Genomic DNA, 15,619 nt, shown 5'->3' with positions numbered 1-15,619 from the left:
GGGACTAGTTCCCCTTGATTTAACCTGCATCGGGTTGTTCCAGCACCAGTTTCAGTTTATCCAGGCCTTGTTGTAGGTCATTACCTATCAGTCCTTCCATATCCATCACCAGCAGCAACAGGTTCATCGGATATGGCATATGACCCTGAAAGCCCCAACGAACTGTGGTTTGATCGGCCTGCGGTGCTTCAAGTTGCATATAAGCCTGTGCTACTGATGCAAAAGGTTGTAAAAACCTCAGTTCGTACTCAATACGTTCACCGGCTTTGATCGCTTTGATTTCCTGCTCGCCTGCGCCTACTTCCTGCTTTTCACTGTGCCAGGCCGACACAAAACCTACAGTGCCATCTTCACCCTGATAGGTTTTTTTCACATTTGGATCCAAAGCCATCCAGACACTGAAATTGTCCTGATTTTTTAGCAGCACCAGGTAACTGAACACCTGCTCTTTGGCTTTATTGATACTGACGCTACGTTCCACCTGATAAGACGAAGGCAACACCAAAGCGGCCAGCAACACCAGCGCCACAGCCAGCAAAAAACCAATCAGTATTATTTTTATAAGTTTCATAAGGACTCTCTTCTGGTGATAAAGGCTAAACACAGCCCTCTACCAGTGTAGTCCGAAAATTTTGATATAGAAAAGAGTGACTTAAGCTATGCTAGGTTCAGGCTGGCTTTCTTAGCTTCAACTGAAACAGCTGCATCGCAATTTCATCGGCTTGCTGTTGCTCGGCTTTTTGCTGTTTTTGCTGAGCGGTAAATTCACGGTTATGGATCACCGCTTCTATGCCTTTGCTGTACGCCACTTGTTTTTGGCAAACTTGCTGCTGTTGCTGTAATTCAGCGTAAGCTGCCTGAGTTTTATGCTGTTGCTGTTGTTGCATGTCATGCAACACAGTTTTCATCGACGCCAGATTCTGTAAACCCAAAGCCGATTTCATCTGATAACTGCGTTCCATCCCGGAAATATGCTCAGTCAGCAGTTGCAGACGCCGCTCTTCATTAGCGGCCTGCTGATTCAGCTGCTGCTGGCGTTGTCCCATTTGCTTTAAATTGGCTTGCTGTTGTTCCAGGTATTTTTTCAACATAGGCTTAACTCAACAATTTAGTTAAATCGGCTTGGGATTGCTGGAAATCAGAGCTTTGCTGTAAGCCCTGACATAAAAAATGTTCGATGGCCGGATACAGTTGCACAGCTCTGTCGAGCTCCTGATCTTTGCCCATCTGATAAGCCCCTAAAGGGATTAATTCCTGCACCTGTAAATAACGTGAATACAATCGTTTCAGGGCATAAGCATGTTTCAGCTGTTGATCCGGCACTATTTGTGGCATCACGCGGCTAATAGAAGCGCCAATATCAATGGCTGGATAATGTCCACGTTCGGCTAAAGTCCGGCTTAATACCACATGACCATCCAAAATAGCGCGCGCTGCGTCTGCTATCGGGTCCTGCTGGTCATCGCCTTCTGCCAATACGGTATAAATAGCCGTCATACTGCCTTTGCTATCGGCACTGTTGCCCGCTTTTTCCACCAGTTGTGTCAGTTTGCTAAAAACTGACGGAGGATAACCTTTGGTCGCTGGAGGTTCACCGACAGACAAGGCAATTTCACGTTGCGCCTGAGCATACCGGGTCAGTGAATCGACCAGCAGCAAGACGTTAAAACCTAAGTCGCGGTAATAAGCCGCCAGTCTGTGACTCAACTCTGCCGCTTTTAACCGCAGCAAAGGCGACTGATCGGCTGGTGCTGCTATGACTATGGCTTTTTTTAATCCTTCAGGTCCCAGGCTGTGTTCGATAAAGTCTTTCACTTCCCAGCCACGTTCGCCAATCAGGCCCACTATTACCACATCGGCCTGGGTATAACGGGTCATCATGCCCAGCAACTTACTTTTACCCACGCCTGAACCGGCAAATAAACCCATGCGCTGGCCCTGGCCCACAGTAAACAGTGAGTTAATAGCGCGAATGCCTACATCCAAAGGGGCGCTGACGCCTTTCTTTTGTAATGGGTTCACCGCTGGTAATGCCGCGCTGATGCGATCGCCGGTTTTAATGGCGGCTTTGCCATCGAGTGGACACATTAAACCGTCCAGTACCCGACCTAATAATTCGGTGGAAACCAGCAACTGACTGGCCGTTGCGACAGTGCGGACCCGGGCGCCAGCCCTTAAGCCATCTACTGCAGTTAATGGCATTAGAAACGCCTGATCGGTATCAAAACCTACCACTTCAGCGTCAAACCACTGACCATCTTCGCTTTCAATCTGACAGCGCTGACCTAAGGTAAAACTGTGACCTGCGGCGGATAAAATCATGCCGTTGACGCGCAACAAACGGCCGTAACTATGCACCCAGTCCGGTGGCTGAATTTGCGCTCTGGCCAGACTCAGGCTGTCGCTGAATGACTTACGCATCTTCGCCCAACAACTGCCGACGCACTGGTACCATGGCTTGTTCTAAACGCTGCTGAAAATCCAGCTGATGCAATTGCTGACGACCATTAAACTGCACCCGGCCTGAGGGCAAGGCGGCATCAAACTGTAACGGGATCTGCTGAATATGGCGGATACCGTTAAAAAGCGACGCATCGGCCTGAGACAACTGGATAGAGACTAAAGGATCCGTTGCGCCCAGTTGTGGCAACAACTGATCAATCGCCAGTTGTAACAGAGACGGCTGCAACACCAGTTCAGTCTGCAACACTGTGCTGGCCAGTTGCTGTACCAGCAATAACAATTCCTGCCCCAACTGTTGCTCTTTATGTTGGAGCTGCTGATTAAATTGTTCGGTGAGAAAATCCAAAGCCCGCTGTTGCTTTTGCTTCAGTTCGTTTTGCTGTTTTTCCAGCTCTTTTTGCCAGAACTGCTCTAGTTGCTGCTGACCCTCAGCCACACCACGCTGATATGCTTCTTGCTCAGTCGCAGCCACACCAGCCTGGAAGCCTTGCTGATAAAACTGCTCGCTGAGTTGCTGCGCTGTAGCGCTGCCATCCTTGCGTTGCAACACGGGAAAGCGAAATTGTTGGTCCTGCTGCAGCACAGCGCTCATATCAACCTACCGTCTCTTCAGGATAGAGGCGATATTCCAGTCGCCCTGCAGCCATCATTTGTTTGACGATAGTCATGATCTCAGCACGGGCCGCTTCGACTTTACGCACAGGCTGAGGTTTCATCGTCTCAATTTGCTGACGGTAGACCTGCGCCAGACGTTTGGGCAACACAGCCAGAATACTTTCGGTCAACGCCACATCGGCGCCTTTGAGTGCGGTGACCCAAAGCTCGTCCGGTATATCGGTCAGCAACTGATTCAACACATCTTCGCTTTGGCGACTTAAGCTGTAGAAGTCATACATTTTGTCTTCAATAGCTCCGGCCATTGCCAGGTCGTGCATTTTTAATAAATCCATTACCTCAGCTTTATTGCCGCTGTATCTGTTCATAATGTCGGCCACTTGCTGCACGCCGTTAATACGGGCACCAACCTGTTCGCCAACATACTCAATACAACGTTCCAGCGTGTACCGTAAATCTTCGATCACGTGCTCGCTGACTTCACGCATATTGGCAATGCGGAACAAAATATCGTCGTGTTTTTGCGCCGGAAATAAACCTAAAATAGTGCTGGCCTGTTCGGCTGGTAAAAAGGCCAAAATAAGCGCCTGCATCTGAATATGTTCCTGCTCCATAAAACGCACCAAAAGCTCAGCAGGTACCCATTCCAGACGACGTACATCATCGGCCAAAGCGCCGCCGTAAATATCATCCAGCATGCCACGGGCTAATTTGCGGCCTACAGCTTTATCCAAAGCCCTTTCCAGATACACACGTGAAGCGCCGCTAACGCCACTTTCGGTGCGGTACTGATCAAAGAAGTCAGTCAGAATAGTAGCCACATCGTCCTGCGTCACATTGGCAATCTTGGCCATACGCTCCGACAAAGCCCGTACTTCATTACGGCCTAACTTCTTGATAATACAGGCTGCGTTTTCTTCACCCATGCTCAACAGCAGGATAGCGGCTCTGTCCAGATCCGAGATCTGTTTGCTTTGCTCAGCTCTTAACGGATTCAATGCTGACTCCTCGTTCTATCCAGTATTTGATCACTGCGGTCACCCGGTCCGACTCGCGGTTAGCCAATAATTGCAGGTGGTTGATTTGCTGAGCAAATTCAGAGCCCACTTCAGGCAAATGAATACTGTGTTGTGGGCCTGTTGCCTGATTATTTGGTAAAGCAGGATCGGCTTTGGCATCCAGTACGGCTGGCCCTGTCGCCAGATCTGCATTTTGCATCTGGGCCGGATTCTGTGCGCCAGCCATACCCTGAAACCCAGCGGCTGAGTGTTGTTCTTTATTTTTACGGCTGACCAGATGATTAACCAAAGGCCTTACACCAAAAATCACCAGTGCCAGACCAATAATGGCGCCGATCAGATAACGCAAATATTCTTTCATTTCAGGCATCTGCCACCAGGCCATGCCTTCCATTTGAGTTGCAGCATCGCTGGGGACAAAACTGAAACTGGTGATATTGAACTGATCACCCCGTTCAGCCTGATGGCCGGTCGCGGTTTTGATCATTTCGCCTAACTGAGCTAAACGCTCTGGAGTCCAGGGGGTTGCACCTGCAGCAGCTTCATTCACCAGCACGGATACACTTTGACTGCGCACCCGGCCTATTTCATAACGGGTATGGGTAATGGCTTTGCCGGTATCAAATTCACGGCGCATTTCATTACGTTGTGAGGTACGTTCATTGTTGTCTGCAGGAGCAGCTGCGCCTGGCTGGGCTGGCACAGGCGGCTGATTGGCCAAAGAACCAGGAATGCCCATCGCCAGCTGGTCCAACATAGAGTCGGTTTTGCTGTTTTCACTTTTTAACACGCCTTCTTTATCTAGCGCTTCACGGGTTTCTTCCACCACGTTAAAGTCGACATCAGCCGACACCTGAATACGGTAATTGCCGTCGCCTAAAATAGGCAACAACATAATAGAAGCCCGCTCTTCGACGGAACGTTCCACTTTTTCAATAAAGGCGAGTTTTTTGTCGGTTTCTTTACCAACCGGAGTTTCATCATACAGATCGCCGCTGACTAACTTACCGCGTTGATCCACAACAGAAATATTGCGGCTATCCAAACCTGGAATGCTGCCGGCAACCAGGCTGACAATAGCTTCGACTTGTTCAGATTTGAGGTTATAACCGGGAGCTAAATCCACCATCACAGAAGCCGCAGATTTTTCTTCCTGCCGGCCAACAAACAAATTCCGTTTCGGAATAGCTAAATGCACCCGGGCATTACGCACCCCATCCATAGTAATAATGGTGCGGGCCAGTTCACCTTCTAAAGCATGCTGGTACTGCATCGACTCCATAAACTGACTAGTGCCCATGGTGACTTTGTCCTGCATTGCAGACAAACCTTCAGGCATAGCCGCTTTAATACCACGGGCTGCCAGCGTAATGCGGGCATCGGCTAAGCGTTCCTGTGGCACCATAATATTGCCGCTGTCGGTATCGATACGAAATGGAAACTGCTCTTTATCCAGAATTTCCACTATCCCGGCTTTATCGTAATGCTCCTGATTACCATACAAAGGCACAAAATTCTTTGCTGAAGTCCAGAGGATCACCACTATAGTGGCGGCAACTAAAGTCGCCAGCAAAGCAATGGATGCCAGGCTTTTATCGCCATTAGGTAACCAGTTTATTTTACTGGATAAGTTAATAACTTTTTCCCGTAGCCTGTTGTCTGAAGCCGCCACAGGCAGAGCTTTTGCCAATTCAGTTTTCATTTAAAACCCGCCTTACAGAGACATACGCATGATGTCATCGACACCATTCATCACTTTGTTGCGGATTTGCAACAACATCGAAAAACTTAAATCTGCTTTTTGGCTGGCAACCATAGCGCCTACCACATCATCACTACGGCCCGCATCGACCGCCGCCATCATTTCTGACGACAGATTTTGCTGCGCATTGATAGAGCGTAACGCTGAAGCAAAATCACCGGACACCGAACTGTCGTTTTGTGCAGGCATCACCTGCTCATTGCTGGCAATTTGCTGCAATTGGTCAAACTGGCTGAGTAACACATTTTGGGTATTTAACGGGGAAATCATAGCTAATCCTTCCTGCTGCTTAAGCTATTGCATCAATATCGACACCATGCTCACGCATAGCGGCCAGTTTGTAACGTAAGGCTCTGGTGCTTACACCCAAAGCCTCTGCAGCCCGGGTTCTGTGACCATTAAATTGGTTCAGTACACCCAGGATGTAATCAAATTCGGCATTCTTCTTGTTGAGTTTCAGATGGTTAATGCTGGCTGATTCTGGAGCTGTCACTGCTGGCAGAGGCAAGTTCAGGTCAATGGCCTGGACTTCAATACCACGTGCCATCACCAAAGCACGCTGCACCACGTTTTCCAGCTCCCGCACATTGCCTGGCCAGCTGTATTGGCACAAAGCTGCTTTGGCTTCTTTGCTCAGCACATATTTGCCATCGGCATACTTCTGTACAAAAAATTCAGCCAGCGGAATAATGTCGTCTTTGCGTTCGCGTAACGCAGGCCAGCTCAGTGGTAATACGTCCAGCCGATAAAATAAGTCCTGACGGAACAACCCCTGGTCTACCAACTGACGCAAGTCTTTGTTACTGGCCGCTATCACACGCACATCCAGCTTAATTTTACTGTTGCTGCCTAAACGTTCTAATTCACGCTCCTGCAATACCCGCAGTAATTTGGCCTGTAATGGAAGTGGTAATTCAGAAATCTCATCCAGTAGTAAAGTGCCGCCATTGGCGGATTCAAACTTACCAATTTGCTGACTGACGGCACCGGTAAAGGCACCTTTGTTGTAACCAAACAACATGGCTTCGAGCATATTGTCGGGAATTGCAGCACAGTTCACTGCGACATAGGCCTGATCACGACGCGCAGAGACATTGTGGATATAACGGGCCAAACGCTCTTTACCTGTGCCCGACTCACCATGCAACAGTACTGTGGCATCAGTTTGCGCAGCGCGATTGGCCAGTTGCAACACCTGCCGACTGCCCAGCGATACGGCCACTAAGTCTTTTAAGCCGCGGCTGATCGAAGACGCATTGCGGATAGTGTTTTGTAACTGCTGCTGATTAAAAGGCTTCAGCAGATAATCAATAGCGCCATAGTTCAGGCTTTCTGCTGCCACTGCATGTTGATCTTTTTCCACCAGCACTATGATTTGGCAAGAGGGGTGCTGCTTCTTCAACAGAAGCATTAAGTCTTTTGTACGAATCTCGGCCAGTTCCGCAGCCATCACTACGATATCCGGTTGATGCAAAGAGCAAGAGTTCAGCACGGCACTCAGATCGGCGGCGTGATTTAACTGAAAACCTTCAGCTTTGACACAAAGCATCAGGTCCTGTCCCGGCCGGCATTGTTCAATCCAAAGTAAATGTTTCATGTTCATGGGTTCACTCTTGTCTTTCAGCTTTGAGTACGGATCAAACGGACCAGTACTCTCCTGTTGTGCGATTGTGTTTTGTTACCAGCAGCCGCGGGATATCTGTTGCCGTGGGCACGGATTTCCAGTTTGTTTTTGCTGACACCAAATTCAATTAAACGTGACGCGACTTCATCGGCGCGTTCTTCGGACATCACTCTGTTGGCGATGCTGCTTCCCATATCGTCGGTATATCCGTCTATCAGTACTTTTTTTACTGCTTTGTCTTGCTGAATATAAAGTGCCAGGGTTTTCAGGTAAGCCGTGTCATCGGCTGAAGGCTGGCGTTCATTCAGTGGATAAAACAGTTGGAATTCGCGGGCCTGAGCCCAGGACAAAGGTAATAAAGCGTCAATACAACTTTGGAATTGCGCGAGCGCTGAAGTGGATTTGATATTAGGCACTGTCAGGGTGATTTCCTGACCTGGCAGATCCAGCATCAGTTGTAGCCAATACCCCTGCTGTAACTGCTGCATCACAACAGGCACCTGCTCAATAAAACGGGCTACTTTGGCATTAATAAAAGTGGGGGAAAATTGTACCGCAGGCGCAACCTGCTCAGGTTGCCAGCCAGCAGTGACTACATGGCCCTGCACATCCTGTAACTCGAGATGCGCGGCATGCATAGTCAGTTGCATTTCAATAGCACGGGCAGGCTCTTTACTAAAAGCCAGAGTACCCATAGCGCCCAGATCCTGCTCCATCCGGCACTGAAACTGATCTCCGCTGATACGCCACTCTGATTGATCCATAGCGGGCGTGTACTGCGGAGCAGTAGCTACAGCCGATGTTAGCCAAAGACCTAACAAAGAAATAATCACAGGTTCATCCTTTTAAACCGCCCAACCGCAATCGACAAAAACGTCAACCACAAACAGTATTAAAAGGCAAAAAAAGCAGACAGGCATACAGCCAAATCCTGGACGGATCTGTGGTGTATCCACCTGAACAGGCAAAACCGAGGCTTGACCAGTATTGATCAACCTACAGGTTCACCTTTTGGGTGACCGCTTGCTAATGCAACCCCGCTATCGTAGATCCTTTTGGATCCTTAGACCGGAGGCTTTGCGTCCTGACCTTTAGGCCAGTTTGCCTTTTAATTTCTAAGCTTGTTAGAAAAATGAGGTTCTGAACAAAAATGAACTCTCACTTAATACTCTACAATAAACAAAAAAAAACTGGCTGCAAGCTTTATTTTCATGACCTTCAATCATTTAGTCAAAAAACAGCCATAGAACTATAATCTGGTTTATTGCGAAAGCATGTTTAAAAAACATTTACAGTTCAATAACATGCGAATTCTAACTATAACACATGACCTTTTGGTTACAAAGCCAGGCCTTAACCTGAATTCAGGCTGAATTGCGACAAAACTATCCTTTTAAGCGACAAAAGGCTCGAGGCCAGATCTTTTTTGTTGTTATTTAGTCGCCTTTTAACCTAAAGTTCCTAATACATTGACCCGAATTTGCTCTGGAATTTCGTTATAAGACAACACTACCAGCGAGCCTTGGGTAAAAGTACGGGCATAACGCGCCAGTAAAGGCCGCAATTGTGGTAAAACTACCAACACTGGCTGATAACCCTGTTGCTGCATTTGCTCTTTCACCTGCGGCATAGCACGCTGAAATTGGCTGAGTAAATTAGGCGCCACAGGGAAACTATCCAGCGCCACCTTACCTGCCTGCATCGCCTGATTTAACGCACTTTGTAAGGTTTGCTCCAGCTTCTCATCCAGACTATAAGCCGCCAGCTCTTCCCTCTCTCCCAACACTTGTTTTACCAGCACGCGTTGCAGCGCACAGCGCACATCACTGGTCAGTAAGATCGGATCTTTGGTCACTTCAGCACTATCCACCAAAGCTGTGGCTATGGTCACTACATCGCCTAAACTGACCTGCTCTTTGAGTAACAAACGATAGACTTTCAGTTGCAGATTAGGGGTTAAAGCCTTTTCTAAACTCTCAGCCAAAGTTGGGGCCACCTGCGCCAGGCGTTTGTTAAATTGTTTAATATCCTCAAATAAAAATAGATCGGCCAGATTCTCTTTGATCACTTTGCCAACATGAGTAGCAATGACGGTAGCGGCATCCACCACTGAATAGCCTAAATTTAACGCTTTGGCTTTTTGCTCTGGTTCAATCCAAACCGCTTCTAAGCCATAGGCCGGATCAACAGTTAACTCCCCGTCCATCTGACCATAAATATCACCTGTATTCAGAGCCAGCAGCTTTTGCGGTTGCAATTTTCCCGATACCAGCGGCACTCCCGCCAGTTTAATCCGATACTCCTGAGGATTTTGTTTTAAGCTGTCGCGCACCCGCACTTCAGGCAATAAAAAGCCGGATTGCTCTGATAGGGTTTTACGTACCCCTCTTAAGGTTTGTAATAAAGTTTCGCCCTGCTCTTTATCGGCCAGATAGACCAGGCGGAAGCCCAGCTCGACGGAGACCCGATCGATAAAAGGCAAATCTTCCCAGACCAGAGCCGCAGGTTCCTGACTGATTTTTTCGGTCAGTGCTTCAACTTCAGTGTAACTGCGACCATCCGCTTTTTGCTGCAGGCGCCAGGCGGCAAAATATAAAGGCGCAGCAAAAATTAAAAAGGCGGCTGTTGGCATACCTGGCACTAAACCCAGCACTGTCATAATCAAAGCCGCGGTCAGCAAAACCCGGGGGGAGGCCAATAACTGTCGGCCCACTTCGTCCGACATTTCACCTTCGTCATTCATCCGGGTGACAATAATAGCGGCAGCGACCGACATCAGTAAGGATGGCACCTGAGCGACTAAACCATCACCTATGGTCAATAAAGCAAAACGCTGGAATGACTCACCCAAACCCAGGCCATGCATAAAGACACCAATGGCCACACCACCTAAAAGGTTAATGACTAAGATCACTAAACCAGCAATGGCATCACCACGGACAAACTTAGAGGCACCATCCATAGAACCATAAAAGTCGGCTTCTTTGGCTATGGTCTGACGACGTTCTTTGGCTTGTTCCGGTGCTATTAAACCAGCGTTTAAATCGGCGTCTATCGCCATTTGTTTACCCGGCATGGCGTCCAGGGTAAAACGGGCTGCCACTTCAGAAATACGCTCGCCACCTTTGGTAATAACCACAAAGTTGATGATCATCAGAATGATAAAAACCACCATACCGACCACATAGTTGCCGCCTATCACCACTTCACCAAAAGACTGGATCACATTACCAGCCACATGAGTGCCCTCATGGCCGTGTAACAACACCACCCGGGTAGACGCCACGTTCAGCGTCAGGCGCATTAAGGTCGCAACCAGCAACACAGTCGGAAACACAGAGAAATCCAGCGGTTTTTGGCTGGAGACCGCCACCAACAGCACGATGATCGACAGCACTATGTTAAAAGTGAATAACGCATCCAGCAGCCAGGCCGGTAAAGGCAACACCACCATGGCCAAAATGGCCAGCAATAACACAGGAATTGCGGTGTACGGTTGAGTTAAAGAACGCCAGTTCACAATGTACTTCCTCGCTCATTGGCCTGTTTCTGCAGGCTGGACGGAATAAAAATATCGGGAATAGGCGCAGGTTTTTGGCCTCGCCCCTGTTTATAAGCTTTGAGTTGCATCACATAAGTCAGTACATAAGCTACAGCTGTGTACAAACCTTTAGGCACTTCCTGATCAACCCGGGTGGAGAAATAAATTGCCCGGGCCAGCGGCGGTAATTCAATAATTTCCAGCTGATGAGTAGCCGCCAGTTCACGGATGCGCAGCGCCATTTGATCGACGCCTTTGGCCACCACATAAGGGGCTTTGGCTTTCTTCTCTGAGTATTTCAGCGCGACGGCGTAGTGAGTCGGGTTGGTAATAATCACATCAGCAGTCGGTACTCTGTCTTCAATACGTCTGCTCGCAATCTGGTACTGAATTTGTCGAATGCGGCCTTTAATTTCCGGGTTGCCATCTGTGGATTTACGCTCGTCTTTCACTTCCTGTTTGGTCATTTTCAGCTTATTAGCCACTTTAAATTGCTGAAATGGCACATCAATGACTGCCACTATTAACAGCACCAAAGCCAGCACCATCAGACTGAAGGACAACACTTCCAGGCCATCTTTGGCTGCTGTTGCCAGATCCATCCGCTGTAAAAACAATAAGCGGGTCGCCAGATGACTCATCAGGCCCCATAAACAGAACCCCAGCAATAAGACTTTTAAAATAGATTTGCCAAGTTCAACCAGACTTTCGCTGCCAAACATCCGGCCTAAACCGGCAATAGGATTCATGTTGCTGAATTTAGGCCCAAGCAATTTACTGGAAAAAATCGCGCCTCCCGGCAAAATACCTGCGACCCAACTGGCAATAAACAAAGTCAGCAGAAAAGGCAGGCTTGCACCCAGCATAGCAAGCAAGGCATCAGCGATAGCCCCTGTCATTAAATCACCTTGTTTTAGCGCATCTTTATCCAGTTGCCAGCTGCTTTGCACCAACTGATAAAACAGCTGCATAAACATATCGGCAAACCACAATAACGCCGCACTGCCGAGCAGCAACAGCAGCGCCGTATTCAGCTCTTTGGAGCGGGCAACCTGCCCTTCCTCACGGGATTTCCTGAGTCGCTGCTCTGTGGGTTGTTCGGTTTTGTTCTGACCGGTATTTTCTGACATAACGACTTAGCCCCTCAGCTCATCACCAGTTGCATCACGCCCAGCACATGCTCGGCTAAAACAGAAAAGTGATTACCCATCTGGCTTAAAGTCAAAAACACACAGACAAAACCCAACAACAGGGTCATCGGAAAACCTAAAGAAAACAAATTCATACTCGGAGCAGAGCGACTGGCAATACCAAAGGTTAAGTTCACCAGCAGCATGGCAATAATAGCGGGCAGAGCAACCAGTAAAGCGGCACCAAACATCCAGCCAAATAAATTTATCAGTAGCATCAGATCCAACTGATACAAACTGACACCAACAGGCCAGAGACTAAAACTGTCGACCATAATTTGCAGGCTGATCAAATGACCATTTAAAGCGAAAAACAGCAGCGCTGTCATTACCCAGAATAACTGACTTAATACCGAGACTGAGTCTCCACTGGCCGGGTCCATCATCATGGCCATAGACAAACCCATTTGCATCGAAATCATCAGGCCCACCAGCGCCAGCACTTCAAATAACATCCGCACTGCACCGGCCATAATGACCGCAAAAATCACCTGCTCCAGCGTCACTACAGCCCCTTCCAGAGAAAAAGGATCTATGGCTTTGACCTCAACAGAAGGCGCCAGTAAAAAGCTTAGAAACAGCGCCAGAATAATACGGGCTCTGGGGACCACAGCAGGATTATCAAATACAGGCAAGGCCCAGAAAAAAGCCGCCAACCGGACAAAAGGCCACCATAAGGTGCCAAACCACACCATCAATTGATCTGTTGTCAGGCTTAGTAACGAGCTCATGAGTTGCTCACCCCAAGATGGCCGGGATCATTTGACTTAAATTAGCAAACCAGTCCAGTAACTTCTGGATCAGCCAATGCCCGGCAAACACCACCATTAACAGTGTCAGCAACATACGAGGTAAAAAGGTTAAGGTTTGTTCCTGAATCGACGTAGCCGCCTGGAACACGGCCACCAGAATACCCAGGATCAAACCTGGCACTATCAGCACCAGTAACATTTCGATAATAGTAAAAATGGCGTCGCTGATCAGCTGTGTCGCCATACCCGGATTCATGGCGCAGCTCCAAAGCTGGCAGCTAAAGTGCCTGCCACCATAGACCAGCCATCCGCCAGCACAAAAATCATCAGCTTAAAGGGCAAACTAATAATCAAAGGCGACAACATCATCATACCCATAGACATCAGCACGCTGGCGACCACCAGATCGATGATCAAAAAGGGGATAAACAACATAAAACCTATCTGAAAAGCTGTGGTCAGTTCACTTAATACAAAAGCCGGTAACAAGACATCAAAAGTTAAATCTGCCGCTGCTCTGGTGGTCGGCTCATTGGCAATTTTTAACACCTGATGTAGTTCGTTCTCACGAATTTGTGCCAGCATAAATTGCCGTACCGGCTGTTCAGCCCGGGCTATCGCCTGCTCCAAAGATAGGGTTTCAGCCTGATAAGGTTTGAAGGCATTCTGGTAAATATCCTGCCAGACAGGCTTCATAATCAGCAGACTCAACATCAAAGCTATGCCAATTAAAATCCGGTTTGGCGGGCTTTGGGCTAACCCCAGCGCCTGACGCAAAATAGCCAGCACTATAATAATGCGGGTAAAAGAGGTCATCATCAGCACTATGCCGGGGATCAGACTCAACACCGTCATCAACAGCAAAATTTGCAGTTTCACGCTGTAATCTTGTCCTGTTGCGCTGTCCGTCACAGACAACAAGGTCAGATCCTGAGCTGACAGCCCCAAAGGCAGCAGCAGTGCGGCCAGAGTCAGTAAGATCTTAGGCATGACGGGTCGGGCTGTTTTGAGTAGAGACAAACTTCAAGCCGTATTTACCGTTGACCATCACCACTTCAGCTTTAGCAAATAACACCCCGTTCACTTTGACATCAAGAGGTTCACCAATAGGCTTATCCAGTGGCAATACATCACCAGCTTCAGCCCCACTCAACTCACCTAAGGTAACTTCGGTGCTGGACACTTCTAAGGTCACGGTCAGAGGCACATCACGGAACATGTCCATACCCAATGCTCCGGCCGGTTTTTCAGTTTTGTCCTCACCAAATAACTCCCCCATATCCAGCATACTGATGTCATCCATCATGCTGTCTGCATTTGTTTGCACATTACTCATCATTATTTCTCCTGTTTTTCCGTCACCTGGAACATTAATACCTGACCTTCTTCGGCCACAGTGCCATGAAACAGCACTTGTTTACCTAATTGGAACCGCATAGAGCTAAACAGCTCTATGGCCAATACTTCTCCCTGTAACCAGTCTTGCAACTGTTTGACTGTGACTTGCTTACGGGCCATTTCGACAGTGCAGCGCACCGGTACCTGCTGCCAATCGACGAACAAAGCTTCACCTTGAGAACTATCAGCACTAAATAACTCATCGTTCTCCTGCAATAACAGCTCAATAGGTAGCCATAAAAACCAGCTGACTGCTTCTTTCTCTAAAATCAGCCGTACCTTGAGTGGCAAATAACTAAAAGCGTCCAGCTGCAGTTTTTGCTTATACAAATGTGCAGTCAGAGGTAAATGCTGGTTAAACAGCAATTGCATCAGAGCCTGGACTTGTTTTTGTAATAAACGACAGCAAATACGGTTTTCAGAGCTACTGAATTCAACTTTTTCCTGGATTTGCGTCTTGTCTGTCAGCTGCCCACCCAGGCATAAGTCAGCCATATTGTGCACAGCCTGATGGTCAATCGACATATAACACAGCCGTTCTTTGTCCAGCGGCAAAGCGGCGTCCAATAATAAAATTCCGGGTTCTGCCAACCAATTTTCCAGGCCTACACCACTGCATAAATTCAGGTCCAGCTCAAAGACTACATCGGTCAACATCCGACCCAATTCAGCCTGCAAAGCTTTACTTAGATCCGCCAGGCGGCTCTTGCATCTTTGGCTGGCAACTTCAAAACTGCGTTGTTGCCGGGTTAAGGCATAAGGCGTAGCGGCTAATGCTAAATCCCCGCTTAACAACTTCTGCTGTGTCTCTGTAAGAATCATCCGCTACCCTAAATTCTGCTGCTGGTTCACTTCAACCAGTCGAAAGTTATCCTGCTTTAATACAAAAGCGCGCCGTCTGAGTTTGCGTAATAACTTCAGTCGTACTGAACTGTCTTTGCCTTGCCACTCCAGACCTAAAAATTCCAGCTTGTCGTTAACAGTTTTGCGATAACAGACTCTGGCTTTCACTTTGGTGGTCTTGTCGTACAGCACCCAAAATTCATCCGGCACTTTATCTTTCAGCGGAGCCAGTAATCCGGCTCCCCCCATACTCATATCTTTGACGACAGCGCTGCCAATCTCGTTACCAAACCAGCCCAGGCGCTTTAATTTCACCGCTATGCCTTTGGTTTGAGTTTGCAACGACTGCTCTGGGTCATAAAAATACCAACGGTAATAACTGCGGCCTGGTTGCTGACGTAAATACGGCATA

Annotated in this window: 17 protein-coding genes and 1 riboswitch; all 17 genes read right to left on the bottom strand. The window is 48.2% G+C overall.

What is annotated here, in order from left to right:
- Nucleotides 1–19: 19 nt before the first annotated feature.
- A complete protein-coding gene (locus tag IEW88_RS05370) occupies nucleotides 20–571 on the bottom strand; it encodes an SRPBCC family protein (RefSeq protein WP_147903359.1) in 552 nt (183 codons plus the stop codon).
- A gap of 97 nt (nucleotides 572–668) precedes the next feature.
- Entirely contained in the window at nucleotides 669–1,091 is a 423-nt protein-coding gene (locus IEW88_RS05365; RefSeq protein WP_147903358.1) for a hypothetical protein, read from the bottom strand.
- A gap of 4 nt (nucleotides 1,092–1,095) precedes the next feature.
- Nucleotides 1,096–2,421, bottom strand: coding sequence for a FliI/YscN family ATPase (locus IEW88_RS05360; protein ID WP_147903357.1), 1,326 nt, complete (start codon nucleotides 2,419–2,421; stop codon nucleotides 1,096–1,098).
- Nucleotides 2,414–3,055, bottom strand: a complete 642-nt coding sequence (locus IEW88_RS05355; RefSeq protein WP_053422863.1) for a FliH/SctL family protein — start codon at nucleotides 3,053–3,055, stop codon at nucleotides 2,414–2,416. The genes IEW88_RS05360 and IEW88_RS05355 overlap by 8 nt, the downstream gene beginning before the upstream one ends.
- Nucleotide 3,056: 1 nt before the next feature.
- On the bottom strand, nucleotides 3,057–4,076 hold the full coding sequence (locus IEW88_RS05350) for a FliG C-terminal domain-containing protein (RefSeq protein WP_053422864.1): 1,020 nt from the start codon (nucleotides 4,074–4,076) through the stop codon (nucleotides 3,057–3,059).
- On the bottom strand, nucleotides 4,057–5,799 hold the full coding sequence (gene fliF, locus IEW88_RS05345; protein ID WP_147903356.1) for a flagellar basal-body MS-ring/collar protein FliF: 1,743 nt from the start codon (nucleotides 5,797–5,799) through the stop codon (nucleotides 4,057–4,059). Before fliF ends, IEW88_RS05350 begins: the two co-directional genes overlap by 20 nt.
- A gap of 12 nt (nucleotides 5,800–5,811) precedes the next feature.
- Nucleotides 5,812–6,129 carry a flagellar hook-basal body complex protein FliE gene (gene fliE / locus IEW88_RS05340; protein WP_147903355.1) on the bottom strand — a complete coding sequence of 106 codons (318 nt, stop codon included), beginning with the start codon at nucleotides 6,127–6,129 and terminating at the stop codon, nucleotides 5,812–5,814.
- Nucleotides 6,130–6,148: 19 nt separating this feature from the next.
- Nucleotides 6,149–7,462, bottom strand: coding sequence for a sigma-54-dependent transcriptional regulator (locus tag IEW88_RS05335; protein WP_147903354.1), 1,314 nt, complete (start codon nucleotides 7,460–7,462; stop codon nucleotides 6,149–6,151).
- Nucleotides 7,463–7,479: 17 nt separating this feature from the next.
- On the bottom strand, nucleotides 7,480–8,316 hold the full coding sequence (locus tag IEW88_RS05330) for an OmpA family protein (RefSeq protein WP_147903353.1): 837 nt from the start codon (nucleotides 8,314–8,316) through the stop codon (nucleotides 7,480–7,482).
- Between the two features lie 194 nt (nucleotides 8,317–8,510).
- Nucleotides 8,511–8,599: riboswitch (cyclic di-GMP riboswitch) on the bottom strand.
- A gap of 331 nt (nucleotides 8,600–8,930) precedes the next feature.
- Nucleotides 8,931–11,003 (bottom strand): flagellar biosynthesis protein FlhA, encoded by a 2,073-nt coding sequence (locus IEW88_RS05325; RefSeq protein WP_147903352.1) that lies wholly within the window; start codon nucleotides 11,001–11,003, stop codon nucleotides 8,931–8,933.
- A complete protein-coding gene (gene flhB / locus IEW88_RS05320) occupies nucleotides 11,000–12,154 on the bottom strand; it encodes a flagellar biosynthesis protein FlhB (RefSeq protein ID WP_147903351.1) in 1,155 nt (384 codons plus the stop codon). Before flhB ends, IEW88_RS05325 begins: the two co-directional genes overlap by 4 nt.
- A gap of 14 nt (nucleotides 12,155–12,168) precedes the next feature.
- Nucleotides 12,169–12,945, bottom strand: a complete 777-nt coding sequence (fliR, locus tag IEW88_RS05315) for a flagellar biosynthetic protein FliR (protein WP_147903350.1) — start codon at nucleotides 12,943–12,945, stop codon at nucleotides 12,169–12,171.
- 7 nt (nucleotides 12,946–12,952) lie between these two features.
- A complete protein-coding gene (locus IEW88_RS05310) occupies nucleotides 12,953–13,222 on the bottom strand; it encodes a flagellar biosynthetic protein FliQ (RefSeq protein WP_053422872.1) in 270 nt (89 codons plus the stop codon).
- Entirely contained in the window at nucleotides 13,219–13,956 is a 738-nt protein-coding gene (gene fliP, locus IEW88_RS05305) for a flagellar type III secretion system pore protein FliP (RefSeq protein ID WP_147903349.1), read from the bottom strand. The genes IEW88_RS05310 and fliP overlap by 4 nt, the downstream gene beginning before the upstream one ends.
- Nucleotides 13,949–14,305: a FliM/FliN family flagellar motor switch protein gene (locus IEW88_RS05300; RefSeq protein ID WP_147903348.1), complete on the bottom strand. Its 357-nt coding sequence runs from the start codon at nucleotides 14,303–14,305 to the stop codon at nucleotides 13,949–13,951. Before IEW88_RS05300 ends, fliP begins: the two co-directional genes overlap by 8 nt.
- Nucleotides 14,305–15,186 carry a FliM/FliN family flagellar motor switch protein gene (locus IEW88_RS05295; protein WP_147903347.1) on the bottom strand — a complete coding sequence of 294 codons (882 nt, stop codon included), beginning with the start codon at nucleotides 15,184–15,186 and terminating at the stop codon, nucleotides 14,305–14,307. Before IEW88_RS05295 ends, IEW88_RS05300 begins: the two co-directional genes overlap by 1 nt.
- Before the next feature lie 3 nt (nucleotides 15,187–15,189).
- Complete coding sequence (locus IEW88_RS05290; RefSeq protein ID WP_185148546.1) at nucleotides 15,190–15,618, bottom strand: PilZ domain-containing protein; 429 nt, start codon at nucleotides 15,616–15,618, stop codon at nucleotides 15,190–15,192.
- Nucleotide 15,619 lies beyond the last annotated feature (1 nt).

This window comes from Rheinheimera tangshanensis (assembly GCF_014645135.1).
Lineage (GTDB): Bacteria > Pseudomonadota > Gammaproteobacteria > Enterobacterales > Alteromonadaceae > Pararheinheimera > Pararheinheimera tangshanensis.
The sequence above is the reverse complement of the archived record's forward strand: the minus strand, read 5'-3'. Positions and strand labels throughout refer to the sequence as shown.